Below are 24,660 nucleotides of genomic sequence, written 5' to 3'. Positions count from 1 at the left end.
GTTAATATTCACTGAGCTACTGGAGTTGAAATTAGACGTAAAAAAACGGCTGAACCCAGAAGGAACAGCCGCTTAACTTTGCATTTTAGCTGGCTAATAACCCAAAATTATTGGCTTATTTCAGCGCTGCCAAAGCGGCGTCATAGTTAGGCTCAGTGGTGATTTCGTTAACCAACTCACTGTGAATAACGTTATCCTGACCATCCAGAACCACGACAGCACGAGCGGTCAAACCTGCCAATGGGCTATCAGTAATATCGACGCCATAAGCTTGTTTGAAGTCAGCGCCACGCAACGTAGACAAAGTGACCACATTGCTTAGACCTTCAGCGCCGCAAAAACGTGATTGGGCAAACGGTAGGTCTGAAGAGATGCAAAGAACAACAGTATTCTCAAGCTCGCCAGCCAGTTGATTGAACTTACGGACAGATGCTGCACAAACACCGGTATCAATGCTTGGGAAGATATTCAGGACTTTACGTTTGCCAACGAAGCTACTCAAAGCAACATCAGATAAATCTTTCGCTACCAAAGTAAAGTCTTTCGCTTTATCGCCCACTTGTGGCAATTGACCGGCGACGGTCACAGGGTTGCCTTGAAAATGTACGGTCTGTGTCATTATTTTCTCCATTTTTACAGATGTGTAACACGAAGTTCAGTTTAAGGTAACAATGGCAGCTTGGGTATCAGAAATTTGCCAAATACCGAAGATTTTGTTTAGGTTAGAAACTCACGTCGAGCGCCAATGCTTGATTCCTGCCAAGGAGCCATAATTGAGAATAATGCGTTTTTACCCTGAGGCTTGGCCTCTACATTCAGCATTTGTGATTTCACGAGGCAGTCGCACAGAAGCAAAAGTGGTGGTGGTCGAGATTGAAGAAAACGGCATTCTAGCTGTTGGTGAATGTACGCCATATCCGCATTATGGTGAAAGTGAATCTTCTGTGATGGCCCAACTCGGCTTAGTGGTGAGTGCCATAGAATCTGGTGTTTCTCGGGATGAATTACAACTGATATTACCCGCAGGTGCGGCGAGAAACGCGGTAGACAGTGCATTGTGGCAGTTAGAATGCTTACAGCATCAGCAAAGTATATGGGGCAGAAGCCAGATAGCTGCCGTCACTAATATTGCTATGGCCCAAACCGTCAGCATTGGGACACCTGAAGCGATGGCCTACAGTGCCAAAGCGTTGGCGCAGCAAGGTGCCAGTTTGCTGAAGATAAAGCTTGATGACCATCTGATTGCTGAGCGTTTAGTGGCCATCCGCAGTGCCGCGCCGGAAGTCACGCTCATTGTTGATGCCAATGAATCTTGGCAAACGGAAGGATTGGCGGCTCGATGCCAGCTATTGGCTGATTTAGGCGTAGCGATGCTCGAACAACCCTTACCAGCGGGTCAGGATGAGGGGTTACAAAATTTCATCCATCCATTGCCGATTTGCGCGGATGAAAGCTGCCACACCAGGGACGATCTAGAGAGCCTGGTGGACCGCTATGATATGGTCAACATTAAATTGGACAAAGCGGGTGGGTTAACCGAAGCATTATTATTGGCCGAGCAGGCTAAATCGATGGGATTCGCTATTATGCTCGGTTGTATGCTGTGTACCTCCCGCGCGATTCAAGCCGCATTGCCTTTAGTGCCGGGGGCCCGCTTTGTCGATTTGGATGGCCCGACATGGTTAGCGCAAGATGTTGAGGGCGGATTGCACTTTTCAACTGGGTCCATTGATTTATCGGCTTAATCCGTTAGTGCAATAAGTCATTCATCGTCAATAAATCAATCAATGCAGCGAGATAACATTCACTGGCTGCATCTGCTGATATCGGCGGCAATTCTGCTGTGATGCAGGGTAACTGACGATCCGCGCACCAACTACCAAAGGAACCGGGCGTAGCGTAGCCCACACTAGTGACCAAAGGTAAGTTAAAGTGAGTGGCCAAACGAGCACCCAACACTGAGCTATCGGGATCTTCAATGCAGGCTAGAGGCTCGTGGAATGACACAACCCAGCGGGGGGCTAATTGGTTGATAAGTGCACATAAAGCCTGCGTTTCTGGTTCAGAACCTGCCTGTTCACCTGTCGATAAAACGACATCTCGTGCATTAGCCGCACTGTTCCAACGATACACTGTTTCCCCTGCTAGCCAATTTTGTGCAGGGAAATTACGATTAAGATCAACACCATTAGCATTCGCCCGTAGCCCTAGTTGGCAGCCATCAGGATTGACCGCTAACACGACATGATGGCGTTGTTGTTGCGGCGAAATACTGCGCAGTGCACATGATAGAGCAACAATTGCTGCACTTTCATCGCCGTGCGTACCGGCAATGATTAGCCCAGTATCCGCGCAAGGATGAGAAGCAGGGAAATAGAGCAGTGGTGCGCCTAATGTCGATTTGCCGTAGGACTGACCTAAAGTCGTCAGGTTTCCGCGCGCTGAGCGGGGCCGATGTTGATTCATGACGTTTCTCGTTATCCTGAACAATAATTACTGTCGTTAACATATCATCTAATATTATTATCTTGAATCAATAAGATAAGTTATTTATCGCTAGATAAAATCGTCACTAGAAGAATAAAGTTAAATTCGGTGTGCTGGCTAGGGTGCTAACTCATGTTGATATACAGCGAAGCAATGAATGACAGTATTTTTATTTTCCCATCGTCACGATGGCATTTAATCTGCTAGTTTATGTTTATTCGACTTTTTTACTTTCGCTGACATGGAATAACAACGAAAAGGTTATTAATTATGCGCTATTTCCGTTTTGCATTGTGTGCCGCATTAGTTGGCACAGCGTTAGGCACGGCAAATGCCGCACAAGTTCCTGCGGGTACCGTGCTGGCTGAGAAACAAGAGATTGTACGTCATATTAAAGATGAGCCAGCTTCCCTTGATCCTATAAAAGCGGTCGGGTTGATCGAGGCACAGGTTGACCGAGATTTATTCGAAGGATTAGTCAACCAGAATGCACAAGGGGAAGTGATTCCCGGTGTCGCGTCTCATTGGCAAACCACTGATAATCAAACTTATATCTTTACGCTACGGCGAGATGCGAAATGGTCAAACGGTGATCCAGTCACTGCGCAGGATTTTGTCTACAGCTGGCGTCGTTTGGTTGATCCCAAGAGTTTGTCCCCTTTTGCCTGGTTTGCTGAATTGGCCGGTGTCGAGAATGCACAGCAAATAATTGCGGGAACGATGTCGCCAGATACTTTGGGGGTGAGTGCGGTTGACCAATATACCCTAAAAGTTAAGCTCAATAGACCGGTGCCTTATTTCCCCAGTTTGACTGCAAACTTTAGCTTATTCCCAGTGCCGCAATCTGTGGTTGAAAAATACGGCAGTGATTGGACGAAAGTGGGTAACTTGGTTGGAAATGGCGCATTTAAATTACAAGACCGAGTGGTCAATGAAAAATTAGTATTGGTACCGAACGAACATTATTGGGATCATGCCAATACTGTACTGACTAAGGTCACGTTTATCCCCATCAATCAAGAAGCGAATGCGACTAAGCGTTATCAGGCTGGCGATATCGATATTACCGAATCCTTCCCGAAGAATTTATATCAGAAACTATTAAAAGATATTCCCGACCAAGTTTATACGCCAGATCAGCTCGGCACTTATTATTATGCATTTAATACGCAGCGTGCGCCCACGAATGATGTCCGTGTCCGCAAAGCGTTATCTTATGCCATCGATCGTAAAATTATTGCTGAAAAAGTATTGGGTACAGGTGAAAAACCAGCCTATCACTTTACGCCTGATGTCACTGCAGGTTACCACCCTGTAGCCAATGCATTACAACAGCAAGATCAAGATGAGTTAAATGCGCAAGCCAAAGCGCTGTTACATGCTGCGGGTTATGGCCCAGATAAACCACTCAAATTGTCCTTGCTGTACAATACTTCTGACAACAACCAAAAGTTAGCCATCGCCATTGCTTCCATGTGGAAGAAAACATTGGGTGTGGATGTTCAGATGATTAATCAGGAGTGGAAGACTTATATTGATAGCCGTAACACTGGTAATTTCGATGTGGTACGTGCGTCATGGGTGGGCGACTACAATGAGCCATCGACCTTCTTGTCTCTACTGACCTCCACCCACAGTGGGAACATCGCGAAATTTAAAAGCGAAAATTACGACCACGTGCTGAATGAAGCCAGCAGACAAACAAATCCTAAGTTATTAAATGATGATTACAATAAGGCCGAGCAAATTATTGCAGAACAGGTGCCAATCGCCCCAATATATCAATTTACTAATGGACGATTAATTAAACCATGGGTGAAGGGCTATCCAATAACCAATCCTGAAGACGTCGCTTACAGTCATACAATGTATATTATCAAGCACTAGACCCTTATCTACCTTTTGATAAAGGTGATGATTAAGTAAATAGGCCGCCGGTATTTATCGGCGGTTTTTTTTGTACAAAAACCTGTCGATTCTCTCGCTGCCTTTAACATTATGTTTCCTTAGAGCGGCTTATCCGAGCTATCGCCTTTAAAGATCAGGTAGCTAGCGCTACACTGAGCTAATTGCATGATAAAAGTCGAATTGAGGACAGTGTTGTGGATGCAGTCGAAGGGAAAGCGCTTCAAGTTTCTGATGCCGTATATGCCTATCAGTTAGACGGTAAGGGTGGCGTGACATCAATCAGCACTGATGCGGTCGCCACTGCGGAGCAACCTTGCTGGTTGCATCTGGATTACACTCACCCAGAAAGTGCCGCTTGGTTACAAAACACCCCATTGTTACCCGAAGTCGTTCGTGATGGGCTGGCAGGTGAGAGTGTACGGCCAAAAGTCACCCGACTGGGAGACGGTACAATGATTACCTTGCGGGGGATTAATTTTAATAATGACGCCCGACCAGATCAGTTAGTCACCTTCCGAGTCTATATGACGGACAAATTGATCGTCTCAACTCGCCACCGCAAAGTCTATTCCATCGATGATGTGCTGAATGATTTACAAAGTGGCACTGGCCCAACAAACAGCGGTAATTGGCTGGTGGAGATTGTTGACGGCCTGACCGACCATGCCAGTGAGTTTATCGAAGATTTGCACGATAAAATTATCGATCTTGAGGACGATCTGCTGGAGCAAAAGATCCCACAACGTGGGCAAATGGCGTTATTGCGTAAGCAATTGATTGTCTTGCGTCGCTATATGGCACCTCAACGAGATGTTTTTTCGCGACTGGCTAGCGAGCGGTTGCCGTGGATGAATGATGATGATCGTCGGCGCATGCAGGAAATCTCAGAGCGCTTGGGCCGCGGTTTAGAAGATTTAGATTCCAGCATTGCACGAACTGCGGTGCTGTCCGATGAGATTAGCTCATTGATGGCAGATGCAATGAACCGGCGCACGTATACTATGTCGCTGTTGGCTATGGTATTTTTACCAACCACTTTTTTGACTGGCTTATTTGGTGTCAACTTAGGGGGGATTCCCGGCAATACCGACGCTTTTGGTTTTGCGACATTTTGCATGATGTTAGTGGCTTTGGTGCTGGGTGTTGCTTGGTGGTTAAAGCACAGTAAATGGCTCTAGTTGGTAACGTATAGCTGAGCAAAAGAGTCGGGCTGCGGTCAGGTTAATCACTGCAAAATTGAGCGATATCAAGTATTGGCAGTAATGACTCAGGCATTATCACTTTGCAGGTGAATGCAACGTCAAGCGATGGGCGTTGCGCTCCATATTTGTAATACTTTTATTTTTGAATTACTGCATAGCACATAATTGTTACGATGCCGATGTTATATCAACATCGGCATTTTTTTTGTTTTTCATGAAATACCGCAGATGGCACAAAAGGGGAATAATGTGCCCCATCCCAAATGTGACATGAGGTGAGGCGAGAGAATCAACTAAAGCTTACTTAATCTCTAACACATCAAGACGAACTAATGGCTGACTTTCGTTCTCATCGTCACTTTCAGGTTGCCAGCCAACAGGTTGCAGCGGCAATTCTTCGCGATCAAAAGCCAAATCCCCCCCGTCAACTATCTCGCTACCGTGCTTGATACTTTTAAAATCAAATAAATTGTGGTCATTCAGATGCGATGGCACAACATTCTGCATGGCGCTATACATGGTTTCAATGCGCCCTGGATACTGCTTATCCCAATCACGGAGCATGTCTTTGATCACCTGACGTTGCAGGTTAGGCTGCGATCCACACAAGTTACAAGGAATAATAGGATACTCTCTGGCCTCCGCGAACCGTTCAATGTCTTTTTCACGGCAGTAGGCTAATGGGCGAATAACAATGTGTTTACCGTCGTCGCTCATCAATTTAGGTGGCATGCCTTTTAGCTTACCGCCGTAGAACATATTGAGGAAAAGTGTTTGCAGAATGTCATCACGATGATGACCCAAGGCTATTTTGGTTGCCCCTAATTCTGTGGCTGTACGGTACAGAATACCGCGGCGTAAGCGCGAACACAGTGAGCAGGTGGTTTTGCCTTCAGGGATAATCTCTTTCACTATCCCGTAAGTGTTCTCTTCCACAATTTTGTATTCGACACCTTGTTTATCGAGATAAGCAGGCAGAATATCTTCGGGGAAACCAGGTTGTTTCTGATCCAAATTGACGGCAATTAAGGTGAAGCTAATCGGCGCACTTTTTTGCAGATTTTGCAAAATGTCGAGCATGGTAAAGCTGTCTTTACCGCCAGACAGGCAAACCATGACCCGATCACCTTCTTCAATCATATTAAAATCGGCAATCGCCTGACCCACATTTCGGCGTAAGCGTTTTTGCAATTTGTTCAAATCATATTGTTTCTTTTGATTAACCACTTGTTTCTCTTGCATTTGTACGTGACTCATATCCAGTTATGGCATGACAGGGCATCGTTGCTATGGCGTCAGTTTATCATTCAACAAGCATATATATTAGTGTTTTCATCTATGGCGTAGTGGCAGGATACCCCCTACTTAGGGGAAACATATTCAGTATGGGCTGTGAAATAGCTCACAAAAAAAGGAAGAATAATAAAGGTCACTTGCAACAACCCAGCCATTATGATTTATTGAGCCTATCGGATTGTTACTGTGTAATAACAGGCAAAACCTAAAAGAGAATGAACTCTTTTACGTTTTGCCTTTTTTTTTGGGTGGAATATGCGAATACAGAGAGTTCTGAATAATAACGTTGTTGTTGCCCACGATTTTAGTGGGAAAGAATGCGTTGTTATTGGAAAAGGGGTCGGATTCAATAAAAAAGCCAGTGACCTTGTCGATGACGCCTGCATTCAAAAAATATTCCGCCTGGATGAAGAAAATAGCTTCGGTAAAGCAAATGATGCTTTTCAGGATGTGCCCGAGGCTCTATTTGATATTGTCTTAGAGATTGTCAAACAAGCCACGACACAATTAGACAGAAAAATTCATAAAAGTGTGTATGCCTCATTACTTGATCACATCAGTTTTGCTATTGAAAGAGCAAAGCAGGGCGTTCATGTCAGAAATATGCTCCTCTGGGATATTAAGCGACTTTACCGAAATGAATTCATTATTGGAGTTGCTGCATTAGATAGCATTAAACAAAATCTCAATATCGAGCTTGCTGAAGATGAAGCGGGATTTATTGCGTTGCATCTGTTGAATTCGCAAAAAGATGGCACGATGCCTGATATTGAAAATGTGTCAAAAGTGATTCAAGACATATTAAATATTGTTAAATATCACTTCAATATAGAGTATGAAGAAGAGTCGATTAATTTTCAGCGTTTTGTGACTCATTTGAAGTTCTTTTCACATCGCTTATTAAGTAATACCTATGTTTCTACCGACGATAACTCTCTCCATGATATTGTTGCAGAAAAGTATGATATTTCTTATGAGTGTGCGAAGAAAATAAATAGATTCATTAAGCACGAGTATGGACGATCGTTAACCGACGATGAAATGATGTTTCTCTCCATTCATATTGAGCATGTGAGGAAGCCAATCTAATTGGTTTGTTGTTAAGCAATAAAATACTTTATCCATAAAAATAAGTGGATTCAATCGATTATTATTTAAATTGAGGTTAGCCCATGAATGCATATCACATGCTGGCAGGGGAAATAATTAAACATGTCGGTGGGAAAGAGAATGTTATATCACTCACTCATTGCATTACACGTTTGAGATTTTCTCTCAGAGATTCAAAAAAGTTTAACAAAACGATACTGGATAAGTTGGATGGCGTTATTTTAGCCGTGGAAAGTAATGGGCAATATCAAGTCGTGGTAGGTAATGATGTCGCCAAAATCTATAACGTGATGATTGATGATTTTGGCATTAAGGGTGACTCATCCTCAGCGGATACGCATCAATCGACAGAAAAGAAAGGCAATATAGTCGGTCGTATCTTTAATAAGATGTCCTCTATTTTGGTCCCCATTGTTCCTGCACTTGCTGGCGCTGGGATGTTAAAAGCCTTGCTGGTTATCCTAACCACTTATCAATTTGTCGATCCTACCGGCAGCACGTATAAAATTCTTGCTGCAGCCAGTAACAGTGTTTTCTATTTTTTACCGCTCTTACTGGCATTTTCATGTGCTAAATCTTTTAATGCACACCCCTTTGTCTCAGTCGCCATTGTGGGGGCCTTACTCGAACCCACGTTTACTGGATTGATGCAGAATCAAGGCGATATTGTGGAGTTTATGGGTATTCCCGTCGTGCTGATGAAATACTCATCCACGCTCATTCCCGCGATACTTGCTGTTTGGGCTTATTCCTATCTCGAACGATTTTTGAAACGATTTATCCATCAAAGTATTGAAATGATTGCAGTCCCTATGTTGGGCTTGCTCATCATGGTACCGGTTATTGTTATCGCCGTTGGGCCAATTGGCGTGTATTTAGGCGATGGTATTGGGGCAGGTATCGCTTATCTGAACAGTGTGAGCGGTATGTTGACTGGAGCGATCATAGGAGGCGGTTGGACATTGTTAGTCATGTTCGGCTTGCATTGGGGTTTAGTCCCAGTGATGCTCAATAATCTGGCATTACATGGTTTCGATACCATTAAGCCTGCTGCTGCCACCGCCACATTTGCTTCAGCTGGTGCTGCATTTGGTGTCTTCCTGAAAACCAAGGATAAGAAATTAAAATCCTTTGCACTATCTACCATGGTTCCAGCCCTTTTTGCTGGCGTGACCGAACCGATTGTTTACGGTATTTCTATAAAATATAAACGCCCGCTGATCGCATCTCTTATTGCCGGCACCATTGCAGGAGGATTTGTTGGTGCGATGGGTACCACCGTGATGGCTTATGTTTTCCCAGCATTGACCACGCTACCTGCTTTTATGACAAATACGTTTGCTTATTATGTGATTGGAATATCGATGTCATTCGCGTTGTCTACGATATTGACGTATATCCTCGGATTCGATGAGCAAAAAGATGAAAATAAGGTTTCGGACGTTTCAATTACGCCACTTAATAATAACCCGGTTATGCGAGATAAATCAGCGCAAGGGGTAAGCGAACTTTTATTATCAGCGCCACTTAATGGCAAAGTCATCCCGCTGACAGAAGTAAAAGATGGTGTGTTCGCCAGTGAAATAATGGGTAAGGGTATTGCAATTTATCCTACGGAAGGTGCGGTGTATTCCCCCGTAGATGGCGTCGTATCAAAATTATTCCATACTCGCCATGCCTTAGGTGTCGTTTCAGATAATGGAATGGAGATATTAATTCATGTTGGCATTGATACAGTTAAATTAAATGGTGAGTTATTTACGAGTCATATTAATGAGGGCGATATTGTGTCTCAAGGGCAACTACTCTTGACCTTCGATCTTGATGAGTTGGTTGCCAGAGGTTTTGATATGACAACCCCGATAGTCATCGCCAATACTGAAAATTATAGCAATATCTTGGCGACGGAAAAAGATAGCGTTGATCGTGGCAATATATTAATAACGGTCCTTCCCGCCTCAATTTAAATACACGTTGGAGAGTTAAAATGACAAATTCAGTAATTAATGGTTTCCCTAAAGGTTTTTTATGGGGAGGAGCAGTCGCAGCTAATCAGGTTGAAGGCGGCTGGAATGTCGGTGGCAAAGGTTTATCGACAGCTGATATGGCGATTCATAAAAAAGATCTCAAACGTGAAGAATACGAAAAACATTATAAAATTACTAATCAGCAAATAGAAGAAGCGATTGCCACCCAAGATGCGAGTCAATATCCAAAGCGTCGAGGCATCGATTTTTATCATCGTTTTAAACAAGATATGGCTTTATTCGCCGAGATGAACTTCAAAGTATTGCGCGTATCTATTGCTTGGACCCGAATTTACCCAAATGGTATTGAAGAACAACCCAATGAAGCTGGTCTGCGTTTTTACGATGAGTTGTTCGATGAAATGCATAAGAATGGGATAGAGCCGCTCGTGACGCTTTCTCATTACGAAATGCCAATCTACTTGGTTAATAACTATGGTGGCTGGAGTAACCGTAAGACGGTTGATTTATTTGAGAAGTTTGCCATTACTGTACTCGAGCGTTACCAAGAGAAAGTTAAATATTGGCTAACGTTTAATGAAATTGATAGCTTAATTCGTCATCCATTTACTTCGGGCGGGATTGTCACCGAACGTTTCCCCGTTGATGAAGTTGAATCAGTGATTTATCAAGCGCTACACCATCAGTTTATTGCCAGCGCATTAGCCGTCAAACACTGTAAACGAATTTCACCGGACGCAAAAATTGGCTGCATGTTGACACGTTTGCTGACCTATCCGGAAAGTTGTGCACCAGAAGATGTGTTACTGGCCCACCAAGAAAACCAGCTAAATTACTTCTTCTCTGATGTCCAAATTCGTGGCCGCTATCCACGCCACATGACACGACGTTTTGCAGAGAAGGGCATTAAGGTCGTTATGCAGCCGGGTGATGAGGAGATCCTACAACAGCACACCGTTGATTTTCTCTCATTCAGCTATTACATGTCACTGGTGACCAGCGTTAATGCCGACAAAATGGATAAAGTGGGCGGGAATATTGCTGGTGGCGTTAAAAACCCACATCTGAAAACAACCGATTGGGATTGGCAAATTGACCCCGTAGGTTTGCGGATTGCGCTTAATGATATGTATGACCGCTATCAAATCCCATTATTTGTGGTGGAAAATGGTATGGGCGCAGTCGATCACATTGATGGCGATGGCCAAATCAATGATGATTATCGCATTGAGTTCTTCCGTTCTCATTTGAAAGAAATGAAAGAAGCGGTGAAAGATGGTGTTGAATTGATGGGTTATACCTCTTGGGCACCTATCGATCTGATCAGTGCTTCAACGTCAGAAATGAACAAGCGCTATGGCTTTATTTATGTTGATCAAGATAATGACGGTAAAGGCACCCTAGAACGCTCTCGTAAGAAAAGCTTCTATTGGTATCAAAATGTCATTGAAACTAATGGTGAAAGTCTCTAAAAGCCCACCATAAAAAAAGCCAGTCAGTATCTGCTGACTGGCTTTTAACGTTATGGGTTATCCCATTATTCCGCGGCAGTTTTCTCGGCTTTTCCGGCCAACAAACTCAAGAAGTCATAGCGTTTTTTCAGGTCTTTTTCAGCGTCCGCGTACAGCTGTGCGGCGACCTCGGGTTCTTGGGTGTTGAGCCGGCGGAAGCGTTGCTCATTGAGCAGTGTGGTGGTCAGGTCACTGCTCGGTGGGCGAGAATCCAGCGCCAAGGCGGCTTTGCCCTCATCGGTACGGCGTGGGTCGAAGCGGTAAAGTGGCCAGAAACCGGTCGCGGTTAATTGCTTCATTTGGTCATGGCTGTAGGCCAGATCGTAACCGTGCTCTTCGCAAGGACTATAAGCAATAATCAGTGACGGACCTGGATAGGCTTCAGCTTCCTGAATGGCTTTCACTGTTTGATTGAGCTGCGCACCCAATGAAATCTGCGCCACATAAACATGACCGTACATCATCATGCTGACACCCAAATCTTTGCGCGCCTTACGTTTACCATGCTCACCAAATTTAGTGACGGCCCCCAGCGGGGTGGCTTTAGATTGCTGACCGCCGGTATTAGAGTAGCACTGGGTGTCTAGCACCAACACATTGACGTTTTCTGTCAGGCTTAGCACGTGGTCAAGGCCGCCAAAACCAATATCATAGGCCCAGCCGTCGCCGCCAATAAGCCAGATGGATTTATCTACCAAGTAATCAGCGTCTGTGGCTAACTGCTGCGCATCGTTGCCAGGGATTTCACGCAATAGCTGGCGCAGTTGTGTCACCTGCTCACGTCGAACTTCCGGTGTAGCCTCTTCATTGAGCAATTGGCTGACCAAATCGGATGGTAGTTGCGGTGCGAGTTCGTTGATTAGGCGAGTAACTCGCTGGCGATGTTGATCAACCGTCAGACGAAAGCCTAAACCAAACTCGGCGTTATCTTCAAACAGTGAGTTAGCCCACGCAGGGCCGCGGCCATCGGCATTGGTGGTATACGGCGTTGTGGGCAAGTTGCCGCCATAGATGGAAGAACAACCGGTAGCATTGGCGATTAATAAGCGATCGCCATACAACTGGGTCAGCAACTTAATGTACGGTGTTTCACCACAACCGGAACACGCGCCGGAGTATTCAAACAGCGGTGAAATCAACTGTGATGTGCGGATATCGATACGTTCCATCGTTGTTTTATCGATTTCAGGCAGTTCGAGGAAGAAGTTATAGTGCGCTTTCTCTTCCACCAGATGCTCCAACCGTGGCTTCATGTTGATGGCTTTGATTTCAGGATTCTGGCGGTCTTTCGCCGGACAAACTTCGTAGCACAGGTTACATCCGGTGCAATCCTCCGGCGCGACTTGCAACACATATTTCTGACCCCGCATATCACGCGCTTTGACGTCCAATGATTGCAAGCTATCAGGCGCACCAGACATCGCATCGGGCTGGACCACTTTGGCACGGATTGCTGAATGCGGGCAGGCGGCTACGCAGTGGTTACATTGGGTACATAAATCAGGCTGCCAGATGGGGATATCTTCGGCGATGTTGCGTTTTTCCCACTGAGTGGTGCCCACTGGCCAAGTCCCGTCTGGTGGGAAGGCTGAAACAGGTAGCGCATCACCTAAGCCAGCCAGCATGGTTGCCGTGACAGTTTTGACGAAATCGGGCGCTTGATCCGAGACGATCGGTGGGCGCATCGGGCTATGCTCATCGATGGGTTGCAGCGGAATTTCCACCAGTGCTTCGAGGGTAGCATCCAGTGCTTGCCAGTTACGGGTGACAATTTCTGGCCCTTTATTGCTGTAGCTGCGATCAATGGCCGCACGCAACTGCTCGATCGCCATCTCGGTAGGCAATATTTGCGTCAGGTGGAAGAATGCCATTTGCATCACAGTATTGATGCGCGCTCCGAGTTTACATTCACGGGCGATTTTGGCGGCATTAATCACAAACAGACGAGCATTACGCTGGTGCAGTACCGCCTGAACTTCCTGTGGCAGACGTGACCACATCTCATCGGCACTAAACGGAGTATTAATCAGGAAAATGCCGCCTGGTTTTAGCCGTTCAGCCATTTGGTAAGTGTCGATGAATTGCAATTGGTGACAACCAACAAAATCAGCGTGACTAACCAGATAAGCCGAGTTAATCGGCGTTTCACTGACGCGTAAATGCGAGACGGTCAGACCACCGGCCTTTTTTGAGTCGTAAACAAAATAGCCCTGCGCATAGAGCGAGGTGCTGTTGCCGATAATCTTGATGTTATTTTTCGTTGCTGAGACAGAACCATCACTGCCAAGGCCATAAAACAGGGCTTCCAGCGTGGCGCGTTGCTCGATTTGCTCATCGGTCAACGGTAATGACAAACCGGTCACGTCATCGAAAATGCCGACGGTAAAACGTGGGCGCGGCTTTTCCAAGCTCAGTTCTTTGAAAATGGCTAACGCACAATCAGGACCAAATTCTTTAGACGATAAGCCGTAGCGGCCACCGATGACTTTCGGTAATGTCTCACGTTCACCTCGACTATAGGCTTCTGCCAAGGCGGTCATCACATCCAGATATAATGGCTCAGCTAAAGCGCCGGGTTCTTTAGTGCGATCCAATACCGCCACTTTGGTCACCGATTGCGGCAGTACACTTAATAAATGTTCAGCAGAGAAAGGGCGGAATAAGCGCACTTTAAGCACGCCGACTTTTTCGCCACGAGTTAGCAAGCTATCAATCACTTCTTCGCAGGTACCAATAGCCGAGCCCATCAGAATGATTACTCGCTCTGCTTGCGGATGCCCGTAGTATTCAAATGGCTTATATTCGCGCCCAGTCGCTTCGGCAAATGCTTGCATGGCATCAGCGACATGCTGGTAGGTGCTGTTGTACCAAGGGTTGGTGGCCTCGCGTGACTGGAAATAGGTATCAGGGTTAGCTGAGGTTCCACGAACCACCGGATGATCCGGTGAAAGTGCGCGACTGCGATGACCATCGATTCCTTTTTGCGGTAACAGTTGGCGCAGTGTGTCATCACTCAGCGGAACAATTTTATTGATTTCGTGCGAGGTACGGAACCCATCAAAGAAATGAATAAAAGGTATACGGCTATTTAGCGTTGCCACTTGGGAGATCAGAGCAAAGTCTTGTGCTTCCTGTACGCTGCTGGCACACAACATGGCACAACCAGTTTGACGCACGGCCATGACATCAGAATGGTCACCAAAGATAGACAGCGCATGGGTCGCGATGGTCCGCGCGGCGACATGGAGCACAAAAGGTGTCAGCTCGCCAGCCAACTTATAAAGTGTTGGGATCATCAATAGCAATCCCTGCGAGGAGGTAAATGAGGTGGATAGAGCACCCGTTTGTAGCGCACCATGGACGGTCGCAATCGCACCGCCTTCAGACTGCATTTCCACCACGCGGGGGATATCACCCCAGATATTCACTTTGCCATCACCGGACCAGGCATCAGCTTGTTCGGCCATGGTCGAACTCGGCGTGATAGGGTAGATTGCAATCACTTCACTGGCGCGATAGGCCACAGAAGCAACGGCACTGTTACCGTCAGTAGTAATCATTAAATTGTACCTTCACATTGCTTATTATGCATAAACGCGCGTTACGCACAGAAAAAGGGTAATGAACAGCCTTAGTGGATGAACTGGCTATTTGAACTAATGACGAAATTCTAGCAGAGCACATTTTTGCCAGTTATCGCATTTGTGTGGCGGTCACTGACATTGAATGATGTGAGCAGGGGGCTTGGGGGATAATCCGTCAATTTAGATAATCATTATTACAATTAGAAAACTATTTGTGACAACAAAAAACCGTCACTGACATGATGGCAGAACGCTTATTGCGCTGCGGTTAAGTTAATTTGTGAAATAATTGTGACGCGGAATTAGAATGAATGAAGATTTAATCTTGGGCGGGCATAATGCTTACTCAATAACAAAATGAGAGGATAGCGATGAGCGGTTTCATGTACTTAATGATGGCAATAGTGGCTGAGGTCGTCGCAACCACGATGTTGAAAGCCTCTGAGGGTTTTACCCGCTTAGTCCCCTCTATTGTGGTGGTGATTGGTTACTGTATTGCTTTTTGGGGACTTTCGCAGGTGGTGAAAACCATGCCATTAGGTATCGCCTATGCCATTTGGTCAGGGTTAGGGATTGTTATTGTGTCAGTGGCAGCCACCTTTTTGTATCAACAAAAATTGGATTGGGCGGCCATTGTCGGTATGACGCTGATTGTCGCGGGCGTATTGGTGATTAATTTATTGTCGAAAACACCTATGCACTAATAATAAACAAGCGGTACGGGGAGCTCGTATCGCCGTTATTCCATCCTAATCTTTATCGTCAAAATGATGATCTTCATTCCTTTTCCTCTTTGTGCGGCAAATCTGGCATTAACGCGTTTTAGTCACTTGACCAGCAGTATAGGCTTATGACTCGCGATCAGATTAATATCAATTTAATTATTTGTCCGATGCATTAAGTGGTAAGTCGCGTCTATAATTACGTGGGTAGTTTTGACTCAGCTAAATTAAATTAACGTGATTATGTGTATTTTTGTTGTAATTTAATTATAACCGATATTATATGACTCCATTAGAGCGCTATATATTTTTCATGTCGGAGCAAAAGAATGAAAGTATCATCATGGTTTGTGGGCGGCGCCATGTTCTTTTTAGCCGCTTGCAGCAGCAATGATTCAGCGAATACCGCATCAAATAATAACGAAACATATGAGCCTGTTCAGCAAGCGACCAGTGCCCACGCCAAAGTCACGATGGCAAATCCAGCATCAGTCAATTGTGCTAATGCCGGCGGGGTACTGACGTTAGCCAAGCAGCTCAATGGTAGTAGTGTCGGGATGTGTCAGTTGCCAGATGGTAAGCGTTGTGAGGAGTGGGCGTTGTTGCGTGGTGCTTGCCCAGCAACCTGATACCCTTCATCATACCCTTCATCTTTCAAGCCGCAGGTGTGTTGGCTGCATTCGCTCACCCGAATCACTGACTGATGTCAGCTCATCGGGATTCACTTATTTGCCGCCTTCCTGCGACTCGAAATCTATTGGGTATCGAAATTGCGGGTACCTTTCAAGCCGCAGGTGTGTTGGCTGCATTCGCTCACCCGAATCACTGACTGATGTCAGCTCATCGGGATTCACTTATTTGCCGCCTTCCTGCGACTCGAAATCTATTGGGTATCGAAACTGTGAGCATCTTTCAAGCCGCAGGTATGTTGGCTGCATTTGCTCACCCGAATCACTGACTGATGTCAGCTCATCGGGATTCACTTATTTGCCGCCTTCCTGCGACTCGAAATCTATTGGGTATCGAAATTGCGGGTACCTTTCAAGCCGCAGGTGTGTTGGCTGCATTCGCTCACCCGAATCACTGACTGATGTCAGCTCATCGGGATTCACTTATTTGCCGCCTTCCTGCGACTCGAAATCTATTGGGTATCGAAACTGTGAGCATCTTTCAAGCCGCAGGTATGTTGGCTGCATTTGCTCACCCGAATCACTGACTGATGTCAGCTCATCGGGATTCACTTATTTGCCGCCTTCCTGCGACTCGAAATCTATTGGGTATCGAAACCGTCGGTATCGGAGCTGCGGGAATGGCTTATTAGACGGTAATCATGTTCGGGCAAGGTTCGCCATTCTTCAACTGAGCAATATTCTGCATAGTAGTAGCAGAAATACTTGTCAGTGCCTCTTCGGTCAAAAATGCCTGATGACCAGTGAACAACACGTTATGGCATGAAGACAGGCGGCGGAAAACATCATCCTGAATCACATCATTGGATTTGTCTTCAAAGAACAAGTCACGTTCATTTTCATAAACATCCATACCGAGTGCGCCGATCTTCTGCTGTTTCAACGCTTCGATCGCGGCTGCTGAATCAATCAAACCGCCACGGCTGGTATTGATGATCATCACACCATCTTTCATTTGATCAAAAGAGGCTTTATTCAACAAATGATGATTTTCTGGTGTCATTGGGCAGTGCAGCGAAATAACGTCTGATTCGGCATACAAGGTTTTGAGATCCACATATTCAGCACCCAGCTCCAGTGCCTGAGCACTAGGGTAGGGATCAAAGGCCAGTAAACGCATCCCAAAACCTTTGAGGATACGCATGGTGGCAACCCCAATCTTGCCGGTGCCGATAATCCCAGCGGTACGATTATGCATATTGAAGCCAATCAAACCTTCTAGCGAGAAGTTGGCATCGCGGGTACGTTGATATGCACGGTGGATACGCCGGTTGAGGCTCATCATCATGCCGACAGTATGTTCAGCCACGGCTTCGGGTGAATAGGCCGGAACACGAACTACTGGAATGCCCAACTCTTTTGCAGCCTCAAGATCCACGTTATTAAAGCCGGCGCAACGTAAGGCGAGAATCTCAACCCCGACGCTCTTCAGCTCTTCTAAGGTTGCACGACAAGCATCATCGTTAACGAAGATACAGACCGCGTCACAGCCCGCCGCCATTTTTGCTGTTCTTGGCGACAACAGAAAATCGAAAAACTCTAATTCAAAGCCAAAATCTTTGTTGACCAATTCGAGGTATTTACGGTCATACTGTTTAGTACTGTAAACGGCTAATTTCATCGTGATATCTCCGTCAAAATAATGTGATCAATCTAACAGATTTGTATAAATCATACAATTTGCCACAAGAATAAGTTAGCTAAATAACCTGTCACGTTCTAATGCCATACTTGTCACGTTCTTCTGCCATAAAAATAAAGGTTTTTATGTCCTTTTTTATGGGTGGCAGCCAAATTCACGTGACATGGATATAAGATTCTATTGTGCTATCTTGCAGTAGTCTAAATGAATGAAATCAAAGCATACATACCGAGCTAGATCGGTGTTAAAACAAGGCAAGTCATGGCTAAATGCGTAAAAATAGTGAGTTTGCTGTTATTGGTTAGCGCAATTTCACTGATGGTGTTATGGAAAACCCTGCCGCAATGGTTACCCCCAGTCGCCCAATATTGGTTACCTGCCGGTAGCCAATTAACACTCGAAAAACCGCCAGTCTGGCGAGATGGTGCGTTGCGTATCTCACATCTGCGCTATCAAATAAAAGATTGCATACTCACCAATATTGATAACTTGAGTGTGGGTTACCATCAAAAACGCTGGCAAGTGGGGGCCGGTAGTGTCGCATTGGATACCGCCTGCCTGAGCCAATTCCCCTCCGAGGGTGAAAGCACTCCGCAAGATTTAGCCTACTGGCAACAACAGCTATCCGTGTTGAGCCTGAATATCGATAACTTGCAAATTACGCCATGGCAGCAATACGCCGGTAAATTAACCCTGACATCACAGGGTATCGATAGCGATAATCCACCTAAGAAGTTTAGCCAAGAGTTGCATTATCAGGGGCAACAATTAAGTTTTGCCGCGACACTGGATGAAAACCAGCAACTTAGCCTACATCAATTCTCGATTGCCGTTCCCGGTACAACGCAGCCGTTTGAACTGAGCGGTAAAATCAAAATTCCGTTGTCATTGGATAATTGGCCTGAGCAAGGCTCGCTTGATGGTGTGCTGACAACTGGCTATCTCTCTAAGCCGCTGTTATTGAACTTAAGTTGGCAGCAGCAGCAAGGGGTGCTGACACTGACTGAGCGCGGTGATGATGTCCCGCTAGCCCGTTTACCCTGGAATGCATCCATAAATCAAATTCAAATCGTGAATGGGCAATGGCAGTGGCCCTATGCACAGCAACCTATCAGCGGTGGCATCAATCTGACGTTGCATGACTGGGATCAAGGGTTAGAACAAACGTCGGTCGATGCTCGAATCAATGTGATTACTTCAGGTCAGAGCGGCAAAGGCAATGCGGTACTGACGCTCGGCCCCGGCAATCTGAGCCTGATAAACAGTGATTTAGCATTCCAGATCAGTGGGCAAGCTAATCTGGAAAATATCGTATTAAATGCCACGATACCGGGCATTCTAAGTGGCTCAGTCCTGAACCCCACATGGGTTTTACGCTCTGGCGCATTGTTACGAGCGCACGGTAATGTCACGCCGGAATTCCGTATTCGAGATGCGCGATGGCCTTTAGCCGGTGTCAAAGTGACTGCCGCGGGTGTCACGGGGCGTTTACAAGCCATTGTGGATGCGCAAGACAGCTACTGGGGGCGTTTCAACGTGCACCTAGATGGTCAGGCGCAAGAGTTTTGGCCAGATAAAGGTCAGTGGCAATGGCGTTACTGGGGGAATGGTCAATTGCCGCCGTTGGCTGCCCGTTGGGATATGAATGGCACAGGGAATTGGCGGGGGACGCTTATCACTGTTGATAAATTATCGACGGGGTTTGATCGCCTACAGTACGGTTTGGTGAAAGTCGAAGCCCCTCGGTTAACCTTGGTTAAACCTCTTACGTGGCAGCGAGATAACCATCATCCCGCCTTTATTGCTGGTTTTGAGTTAGGCGCGAAAAAAGTATCGTTCAGTGATGGCGGCGGTTACTTACCTCCAGCACTATTATCATTGCAACTGAATGGCCGCGAGCCGGACAGCTTCTTATGGCAGGGGCAGTTACAAGCACAGGCCATTGGGCCAATTTCACTGCGTGGCCGTTGGGATGGTGAGCGTTTACGTGGTGAAGGCTGGTGGCCGAAACAATCATTAGCCGTATTCCAACCACTGATATCGCAAGAACTCGGCATTAAATTACGTGATGGGCATTTTTATGCGCAAGCGGCCTTTTCGGCAGCCCGTCAGCAAGGATTTACAGCGGGTGGTCATTGGGTAGTGAATAATGGTGGCATGTGGTTAAAAGACGGTGAATTGAGCGGGCTTGATTTTGTCATGTCTTACCGCTTGGAGAATCATCGTTGGCAGTTAGGCGCTAAAGAGCCCGTCATGCTGCGTATCGCTTCGCTCACCAATTTGTTTGAGATGCAGAATATCACCGCTGATTTGCAGGGCAGTTATCCCTACTCAGAGGATGCGCCGCTAACACTCAGCAATGTCGGTATGGATATTCTTAACGGTCACATGAGTCTGTCTGCGTTACGATTACCCCAGCATGATGCCGCAGTACTGAAATTAAGTGCTATTGATCTCAGTGAGCTTTTTACGGTGTTGCAACCGAAGCAGTTGGCGATGTCAGGTAAAGTGAATGGCGAGCTTCCGCTTTATCTCAATAATCCGCAATGGCTCGTGCGTAATGGCTGGATGGCTAACGACGGTATGGTGACGTTACGCTTGGATCAAGATTTGGCGAACTCAATCGCTGAGAGCAATATTGTCGCGGGCGCGGCGATAGACTGGCTACGTTATATGGAGATTTATCAATCCTATGCGAAAGTGGATCTTGATAATCTGGGGCAATTAACGCTAAGTTCAAAGATTCATGGTGTGAATACGCAGAAAAATGCTAAACGTGCCGTTATTTTGAATTATCAACATCAAGAAAATGTGTTCCAACTCTGGCGCAGCCTGCGTTTTGGTGACAATTTACAAGAGTGGTTACAACAAACACTTTCTATACCATCATCTGCAACACAACCATCTGCAATACAATCAGCAGCAACACAGGCGAGGACGAAGGAATGAAGATCTTGACAGGGGAATGTATGGCGATAGCTCTGGGTATTTTACTGCTCAGTGGCTGTGTGCGCCTCGAGGTAGCAACTCCCGAAAAACCCATCACGATTAATATGAACGTCAAGATTGAGCATGAAATTCAGATCAGAGTGGATAAAGATGTGGAAAACCTGCTCAAAAATCAATCCAACTTGTTCTAAGGAGCCAAGATGACAAAGCAAACATTAGGCTGGGTTGGTGGTAAACAAGGGCGAGTTCGGGCGATTTTGGGCTGTATGATACTTAGTGTGAGCCTGCTTTTCAGCTCAATGGCTTTCGCACTGTCATTAGAACAGGCCAAGCAGCAAGGTCGAGTGGGTGAAACGCTGAGTGGTTATTTAGCGCCGGTGAAAAAGGATCCTGAAACCTTGGCACTGGTGGAACAAATCAATATTGCTCGCGCTGAAAAATATCAGGAAGTCGCGCAAAAAAACCATATTTCCACTGAAGATGTGGCCAAGTTGGCGGGGCAGAAACTCGTTAACCGCGCAGCAGCAGGGGAATACGTCCGCGGTATTAATGGTCAGTGGATGAAACGCTGATTTTTATCCGCAGGGTTTAGATCTAGCGGTTAGGTCAAACGCCCGCTTTTGACGCAGGCGTTTGACTCGAATTAAATCACCTCGAAATTAACGTTCAGCCTGTAAATTAGCCGCAGCAGGTTGCCCACCGAGACTGTCACGCGATGACTGACGGTAATAAGTATCCTCATGACCGGGTTGTTCCACTTTGACAATTAATGTCAGCACAGCAGCGAACAAATACAGTGCGGTATAAACCCACACCACCCCCACGATATCGAAGAACGGTAACACCAGCGAGGCAATGGCAGGCGCGGCAAAGTTACTGAGCCCCGCAGACAAATTATAAATCGAGATCGCTGCGCCTTTGTGTTCGGGTTCCAAAACAGGGAAGACGGCAGTCATCGGTACGAAAGCGGCCACGGTGATCCCTAACATCACCGCAGGGATCAGCGCAGCCCAGAAATTATGGCCAAAATGCATCGGAATATAATAGAACGCCAAGCTAGAAAGGGCGCAGCCGATACAGCCAAACCAGCGGACTTGGCGCATCCAGCCAATTTTCTCACCTAAAATCCCCCACATGATATTGGTGAAAATGGTCACGAAGAAGAAAACGGCCCATATTTGTAGCCATTCAGACATGCTAAAGCCAAGCCGGCCCACAAAGAGCAGCGGCATGATAACGGCGAAACCAAACAGTGACAGGGTGTTGATGATGCGGATCAGGCAACACAAGAAGATATTCTTGTTAGTAAATAAGATCGTGACCGCCCGCGACAGCTCTTTTATTTTCTCTTTATTGGAGAGCGACGCTTTCGGGCTAGCGGTGCCGACATTACGCAGCAGTATTAGCGCCATCATGCCACCGGCAGTCACCCAGACAATCGCAAACCATAATGTGCCCGTTTCGCCTATCATCGGAATGGTAAAACTCGGCAGATAGCTGCCCACCACACCGATACCGATGGAGTACATCGCCCAGAACCAACCCATGGCGGAAGAGAGTTGCTGTTTTGGCACGTTTTGCACGATCAGCATGACAAATGAATAGATAAACAGTGGATAAGCCAGACCACGAATGCCGTAGAACAGTAACATCAACGGATAACTTTTCATGCCTAAACCAAACAGCATAAATAGGCAGTGCATCACCACCCACAGAATGAAACCAATCCGCATCGCTCGTTGTGGCGTGATGATTTCAGCGACCACACCTGAGCTCCATGCGGCAATCGCCGCGGCTAGGCCATACAATGTAAACACAAAAGCGGATTGCGCTGGGGTAAAGCCCATATCCGTAATGTGCTTGGATAAGAAAGCCATTTCAAAACCATCACCACTCATAAAGATGGCGATGGCAATGTAACCCCAAAACAAATTCATCGGCAAACCAAACCAATGGCTAGGTTTTTTTTGCATGGTCATTTCCTCTGGCGATCGAGCGCCGGTTGGTTGAGTTGCTCGCGGCAGCCAATGCTTTGGTCGCATGAGTGGCCGCGGCAACTGAGCGTATTTTTAGGTTCGTGAGGTCTGTCGGTCACAGGGTCAGAGTTGACGTAACTGCCGCTGTTGTTGATAAAGCAGTCGGAAGCGTTCAAGGCGAGAGAACAAGGCATCCTGCCGATTCACATCGGGGATAAAACGCTGGTCAATCTGGGGTTTAGTACAAACAAGTTGCTCGTGGCCACCGACGGCCATCCACCCTAAACGCGCAGCACCTAAGGCGCCTCCTGATTCCCCTCCACTGTGAGTCACAATCGGTAAGTTGAGGGTGTCAGCCATCAATTGCCCCCACCACGCACTTCTCGCGCCACCACCAATCAATGACGCCTGGGTGAGCACCGTTCCCGCGGCTTGCAATACCGTAAGGCCGTCAGCAATTCCGAATGTGACCCCTTCTAGTACCGCGTAGCCCAGTGCAGCGCGGTCAGTGGCATGCGTCATACCGTGAAAAGCACCCGTTGCCAGTGGGTCGTTATGTGGGGTACGTTCGCCGGAAAGATAGGGTAGGAAAATCGGGGCCAGCCGCTGATCAGATCGGCTGAGTTGAGCCACCTCAGACAGAAGGGTGGTTTCATTGGTCCCCAATAATTGGCATAACCAACGTAGCGCACTGGCTGCCGTTAACATGACACTCATCTGATGCCAGCGATTGGGGAGCGCATGACAAAAGGCATGTACCGCTGATTGTGGGTTGGGGCGGTAGCTATCGTTAACGGCAAACAATACGCCGGACGTGCCTAATGAGATAAAGCCATCACCAGGATTAATCGCTCCAATACCCACTGCGCTAGCGGCATTATCGCCACCCCCACCGGCAATCACGACTTTATTGGACAAGCCCCATTCGCGCGCAATGTCTGCTTTTAAATACCCGCTGGGTTCACTGCCTTCGATCAAACGTGGCATCATATCGCGCGTTAGCCCACAAGCGGCAAGCAGGGTATCTGACCAATCCCGCTTCGCCACATCCAGCCAGAGTGTGCCCGCGGCATCTGACATATCACTGACCTTATCGCCACTCATCATCCAACGTAGATAATCCTTGGGTAATAGCACCGTTGATAATTGAGCGAACACGTCCGGTTCGTGGCGGGCGACCCACAGCAGTTTCGGCGCGGTAAAACCGGGCATAGCCAGATTGCCGGCAATATCGTGCAACTGTGGTGCATTACGAGTCAGCGTTTCACACTCATCGGCACAGCGGGCATCGTTCCACAAAATGGCAGGGCGTAAAATGCGATCTTCACGATTTAGCAATACTGCGCCATGCATTTGACCGGAAAGACCAATAGCGAGGATCTCCCCCCAGCGTTGCGGAATTTTATGGCGCAACCGGCCAATCACTCTTTGCGTCGCTTGCCACCAGTCAGTTGGATTTTGCTCAGACCACAGTGGATGAGGACGTTGCACCGTCAGTGGCTCGCCTTCGCTCGCCACAATTTGGCCACATTCATCAATCACCATGGCTTTTATTTCTGATGTGCCTAAATCAAGTCCAAGATACATAGTCATTCC

Annotated in this window: 18 protein-coding genes; 11 read left to right on the top strand and 7 right to left on the bottom strand. The window is 46.7% G+C overall.

Annotated elements, in window-relative coordinates; genetic code table 11:
* Positions 1–115 precede the first annotated feature (115 nt).
* The gene (tpx, locus tag DA391_RS11635; RefSeq protein WP_019209936.1) at positions 116–619 is read right to left on the bottom strand and encodes a thiol peroxidase; all 504 of its coding nucleotides are present in this window, start codon (positions 617–619) and stop codon (positions 116–118) included.
* Positions 620–773: 154 nt separating this feature from the next.
* Here tpx and ycjG point away from each other — a divergent pair, with 154 nt between their 5' ends.
* Complete coding sequence (gene ycjG / locus DA391_RS11630; RefSeq protein ID WP_057649458.1) at positions 774–1,745, top strand: L-Ala-D/L-Glu epimerase; 972 nt, start codon at positions 774–776, stop codon at positions 1,743–1,745.
* A gap of 4 nt (positions 1,746–1,749) precedes the next feature.
* Here ycjG and mpaA read toward each other — a convergent pair whose 3' ends face one another.
* Positions 1,750–2,466, bottom strand: a complete 717-nt coding sequence (mpaA, locus tag DA391_RS11625; protein ID WP_098904506.1) for a murein tripeptide amidase MpaA — start codon at positions 2,464–2,466, stop codon at positions 1,750–1,752.
* A gap of 291 nt (positions 2,467–2,757) precedes the next feature.
* Here mpaA and DA391_RS11620 point away from each other — a divergent pair, with 291 nt between their 5' ends.
* Positions 2,758–4,374, top strand: coding sequence for a peptide ABC transporter substrate-binding protein (locus DA391_RS11620; RefSeq protein ID WP_050873025.1), 1,617 nt, complete (start codon positions 2,758–2,760; stop codon positions 4,372–4,374).
* Between the two features lie 215 nt (positions 4,375–4,589).
* Positions 4,590–5,573 (top strand): zinc transporter ZntB, encoded by a 984-nt coding sequence (gene zntB / locus DA391_RS11615; RefSeq protein WP_050081122.1) that lies wholly within the window; start codon positions 4,590–4,592, stop codon positions 5,571–5,573.
* A 324-nt stretch (positions 5,574–5,897) separates the two neighbouring features.
* Here zntB and ttcA read toward each other — a convergent pair whose 3' ends face one another.
* Positions 5,898–6,839, bottom strand: coding sequence for a tRNA 2-thiocytidine(32) synthetase TtcA (gene ttcA, locus DA391_RS11610; RefSeq protein WP_050081121.1), 942 nt, complete (start codon positions 6,837–6,839; stop codon positions 5,898–5,900).
* 309 nt (positions 6,840–7,148) lie between these two features.
* Between ttcA and licT the strand changes: the two genes are divergently transcribed.
* The 3 genes from licT (at position 7,149) to DA391_RS11595 (ending at position 11,463) form a co-directional block, all read left to right on the top strand.
* On the top strand, positions 7,149–7,982 hold the full coding sequence (licT, locus tag DA391_RS11605; protein WP_050081120.1) for a BglG family transcription antiterminator LicT: 834 nt from the start codon (positions 7,149–7,151) through the stop codon (positions 7,980–7,982).
* Between the two features lie 83 nt (positions 7,983–8,065).
* Positions 8,066–9,970, top strand: a complete 1,905-nt coding sequence (locus DA391_RS11600; RefSeq protein WP_050081119.1) for a beta-glucoside-specific PTS transporter subunit IIABC — start codon at positions 8,066–8,068, stop codon at positions 9,968–9,970.
* 20 nt (positions 9,971–9,990) lie between these two features.
* The gene (locus DA391_RS11595; RefSeq protein WP_050081118.1) at positions 9,991–11,463 is read left to right on the top strand and encodes a glycoside hydrolase family 1 protein; all 1,473 of its coding nucleotides are present in this window, start codon (positions 9,991–9,993) and stop codon (positions 11,461–11,463) included.
* Positions 11,464–11,528: 65 nt separating this feature from the next.
* Here the strand turns inward: DA391_RS11595 and nifJ are convergent, their stop codons facing one another.
* The gene (gene nifJ / locus DA391_RS11590) at positions 11,529–15,062 is read right to left on the bottom strand and encodes a pyruvate:ferredoxin (flavodoxin) oxidoreductase (protein WP_050285601.1); all 3,534 of its coding nucleotides are present in this window, start codon (positions 15,060–15,062) and stop codon (positions 11,529–11,531) included.
* A 395-nt stretch (positions 15,063–15,457) separates the two neighbouring features.
* Here nifJ and DA391_RS11585 point away from each other — a divergent pair, with 395 nt between their 5' ends.
* Both DA391_RS11585 and DA391_RS11580 read left to right on the top strand, forming a co-directional pair.
* The gene (locus DA391_RS11585) at positions 15,458–15,790 is read left to right on the top strand and encodes a DMT family transporter (protein WP_019209946.1); all 333 of its coding nucleotides are present in this window, start codon (positions 15,458–15,460) and stop codon (positions 15,788–15,790) included.
* Positions 15,791–16,137: 347 nt separating this feature from the next.
* A complete protein-coding gene (locus DA391_RS11580) occupies positions 16,138–16,437 on the top strand; it encodes a putative hemolysin (protein ID WP_019209947.1) in 300 nt (99 codons plus the stop codon).
* Positions 16,438–17,125: 688 nt separating this feature from the next.
* Here DA391_RS11580 and DA391_RS11575 read toward each other — a convergent pair.
* A complete protein-coding gene (locus DA391_RS11575) occupies positions 17,126–18,118 on the bottom strand; it encodes a 2-hydroxyacid dehydrogenase (protein WP_050285606.1) in 993 nt (330 codons plus the stop codon).
* A gap of 282 nt (positions 18,119–18,400) precedes the next feature.
* On the opposite strand from DA391_RS11575, the gene DA391_RS11570 reads away from it, so the two are divergent.
* The 3 genes from DA391_RS11570 to DA391_RS11560 are packed head-to-tail and all read left to right on the top strand — an operon-like array spanning position 18,401 to position 21,660.
* Complete coding sequence (locus DA391_RS11570) at positions 18,401–21,088, top strand: YdbH family protein (RefSeq protein ID WP_108087724.1); 2,688 nt, start codon at positions 18,401–18,403, stop codon at positions 21,086–21,088.
* Positions 21,085–21,279: a YnbE family lipoprotein gene (locus DA391_RS11565; protein WP_019209950.1), complete on the top strand. Its 195-nt coding sequence runs from the start codon at positions 21,085–21,087 to the stop codon at positions 21,277–21,279. Before DA391_RS11570 ends, DA391_RS11565 begins: the two co-directional genes overlap by 4 nt.
* A 9-nt stretch (positions 21,280–21,288) precedes the next feature.
* The gene (locus tag DA391_RS11560; protein WP_050081115.1) at positions 21,289–21,660 is read left to right on the top strand and encodes a YdbL family protein; all 372 of its coding nucleotides are present in this window, start codon (positions 21,289–21,291) and stop codon (positions 21,658–21,660) included.
* 87 nt (positions 21,661–21,747) lie between these two features.
* On the opposite strand, the gene DA391_RS11555 is transcribed toward DA391_RS11560, so the two are convergent.
* The gene (locus tag DA391_RS11555; RefSeq protein WP_050081114.1) at positions 21,748–23,061 is read right to left on the bottom strand and encodes an MFS transporter; all 1,314 of its coding nucleotides are present in this window, start codon (positions 23,059–23,061) and stop codon (positions 21,748–21,750) included.
* A gap of 126 nt (positions 23,062–23,187) precedes the next feature.
* Positions 23,188–24,651 (bottom strand): xylulokinase, encoded by a 1,464-nt coding sequence (gene xylB / locus DA391_RS11550; RefSeq protein WP_050081113.1) that lies wholly within the window; start codon positions 24,649–24,651, stop codon positions 23,188–23,190.
* Positions 24,652–24,660: the final 9 nt, after the last annotated feature.

It is taken from the genome of Yersinia massiliensis (assembly GCF_003048255.1).
Classification (GTDB): Bacteria; Pseudomonadota; Gammaproteobacteria; order Enterobacterales; family Enterobacteriaceae; genus Yersinia; species Yersinia massiliensis_A.
This window is presented reverse-complemented; position numbering and strand designations above follow the sequence as displayed.

Excerpts from the sequence above, each read along its gene's own strand:
- DA391_RS11600 (WP_050081119.1), top strand. The coding sequence starts at position 8,066 with ATGAATGCATATCACATGCTGGCAGGGGAAATAATTAAACATGTCGGT.
- DA391_RS11555 (WP_050081114.1), bottom strand. The coding sequence starts at position 23,061 with ATGCAAAAAAAACCTAGCCATTGGTTTGGTTTGCCGATGAATTTGTTT.
- DA391_RS11585 (WP_019209946.1), top strand. The coding sequence starts at position 15,458 with ATGAGCGGTTTCATGTACTTAATGATGGCAATAGTGGCTGAGGTCGTC.
- DA391_RS11570 (WP_108087724.1), top strand. The coding sequence starts at position 18,401 with ATGGCTAAATGCGTAAAAATAGTGAGTTTGCTGTTATTGGTTAGCGCA.
- DA391_RS11565 (WP_019209950.1), top strand. The coding sequence starts at position 21,085 with ATGAAGATCTTGACAGGGGAATGTATGGCGATAGCTCTGGGTATTTTA.
- DA391_RS11620 (WP_050873025.1), top strand. The coding sequence starts at position 2,758 with ATGCGCTATTTCCGTTTTGCATTGTGTGCCGCATTAGTTGGCACAGCG.
- mpaA (WP_098904506.1), bottom strand. The coding sequence starts at position 2,466 with ATGAATCAACATCGGCCCCGCTCAGCGCGCGGAAACCTGACGACTTTA.
- DA391_RS11560 (WP_050081115.1), top strand. The coding sequence starts at position 21,289 with ATGACAAAGCAAACATTAGGCTGGGTTGGTGGTAAACAAGGGCGAGTT.
- nifJ (WP_050285601.1), bottom strand. The coding sequence starts at position 15,062 with ATGATTACTACTGACGGTAACAGTGCCGTTGCTTCTGTGGCCTATCGC.
- xylB (WP_050081113.1), bottom strand. The coding sequence starts at position 24,651 with ATGTATCTTGGACTTGATTTAGGCACATCAGAAATAAAAGCCATGGTG.
- ttcA (WP_050081121.1), bottom strand. The coding sequence starts at position 6,839 with ATGCAAGAGAAACAAGTGGTTAATCAAAAGAAACAATATGATTTGAAC.
- tpx (WP_019209936.1), bottom strand. The coding sequence starts at position 619 with ATGACACAGACCGTACATTTTCAAGGCAACCCTGTGACCGTCGCCGGT.
- licT (WP_050081120.1), top strand. The coding sequence starts at position 7,149 with ATGCGAATACAGAGAGTTCTGAATAATAACGTTGTTGTTGCCCACGAT.
- DA391_RS11595 (WP_050081118.1), top strand. The coding sequence starts at position 9,991 with ATGACAAATTCAGTAATTAATGGTTTCCCTAAAGGTTTTTTATGGGGA.
- DA391_RS11580 (WP_019209947.1), top strand. The coding sequence starts at position 16,138 with ATGAAAGTATCATCATGGTTTGTGGGCGGCGCCATGTTCTTTTTAGCC.
- DA391_RS11575 (WP_050285606.1), bottom strand. The coding sequence starts at position 18,118 with ATGAAATTAGCCGTTTACAGTACTAAACAGTATGACCGTAAATACCTC.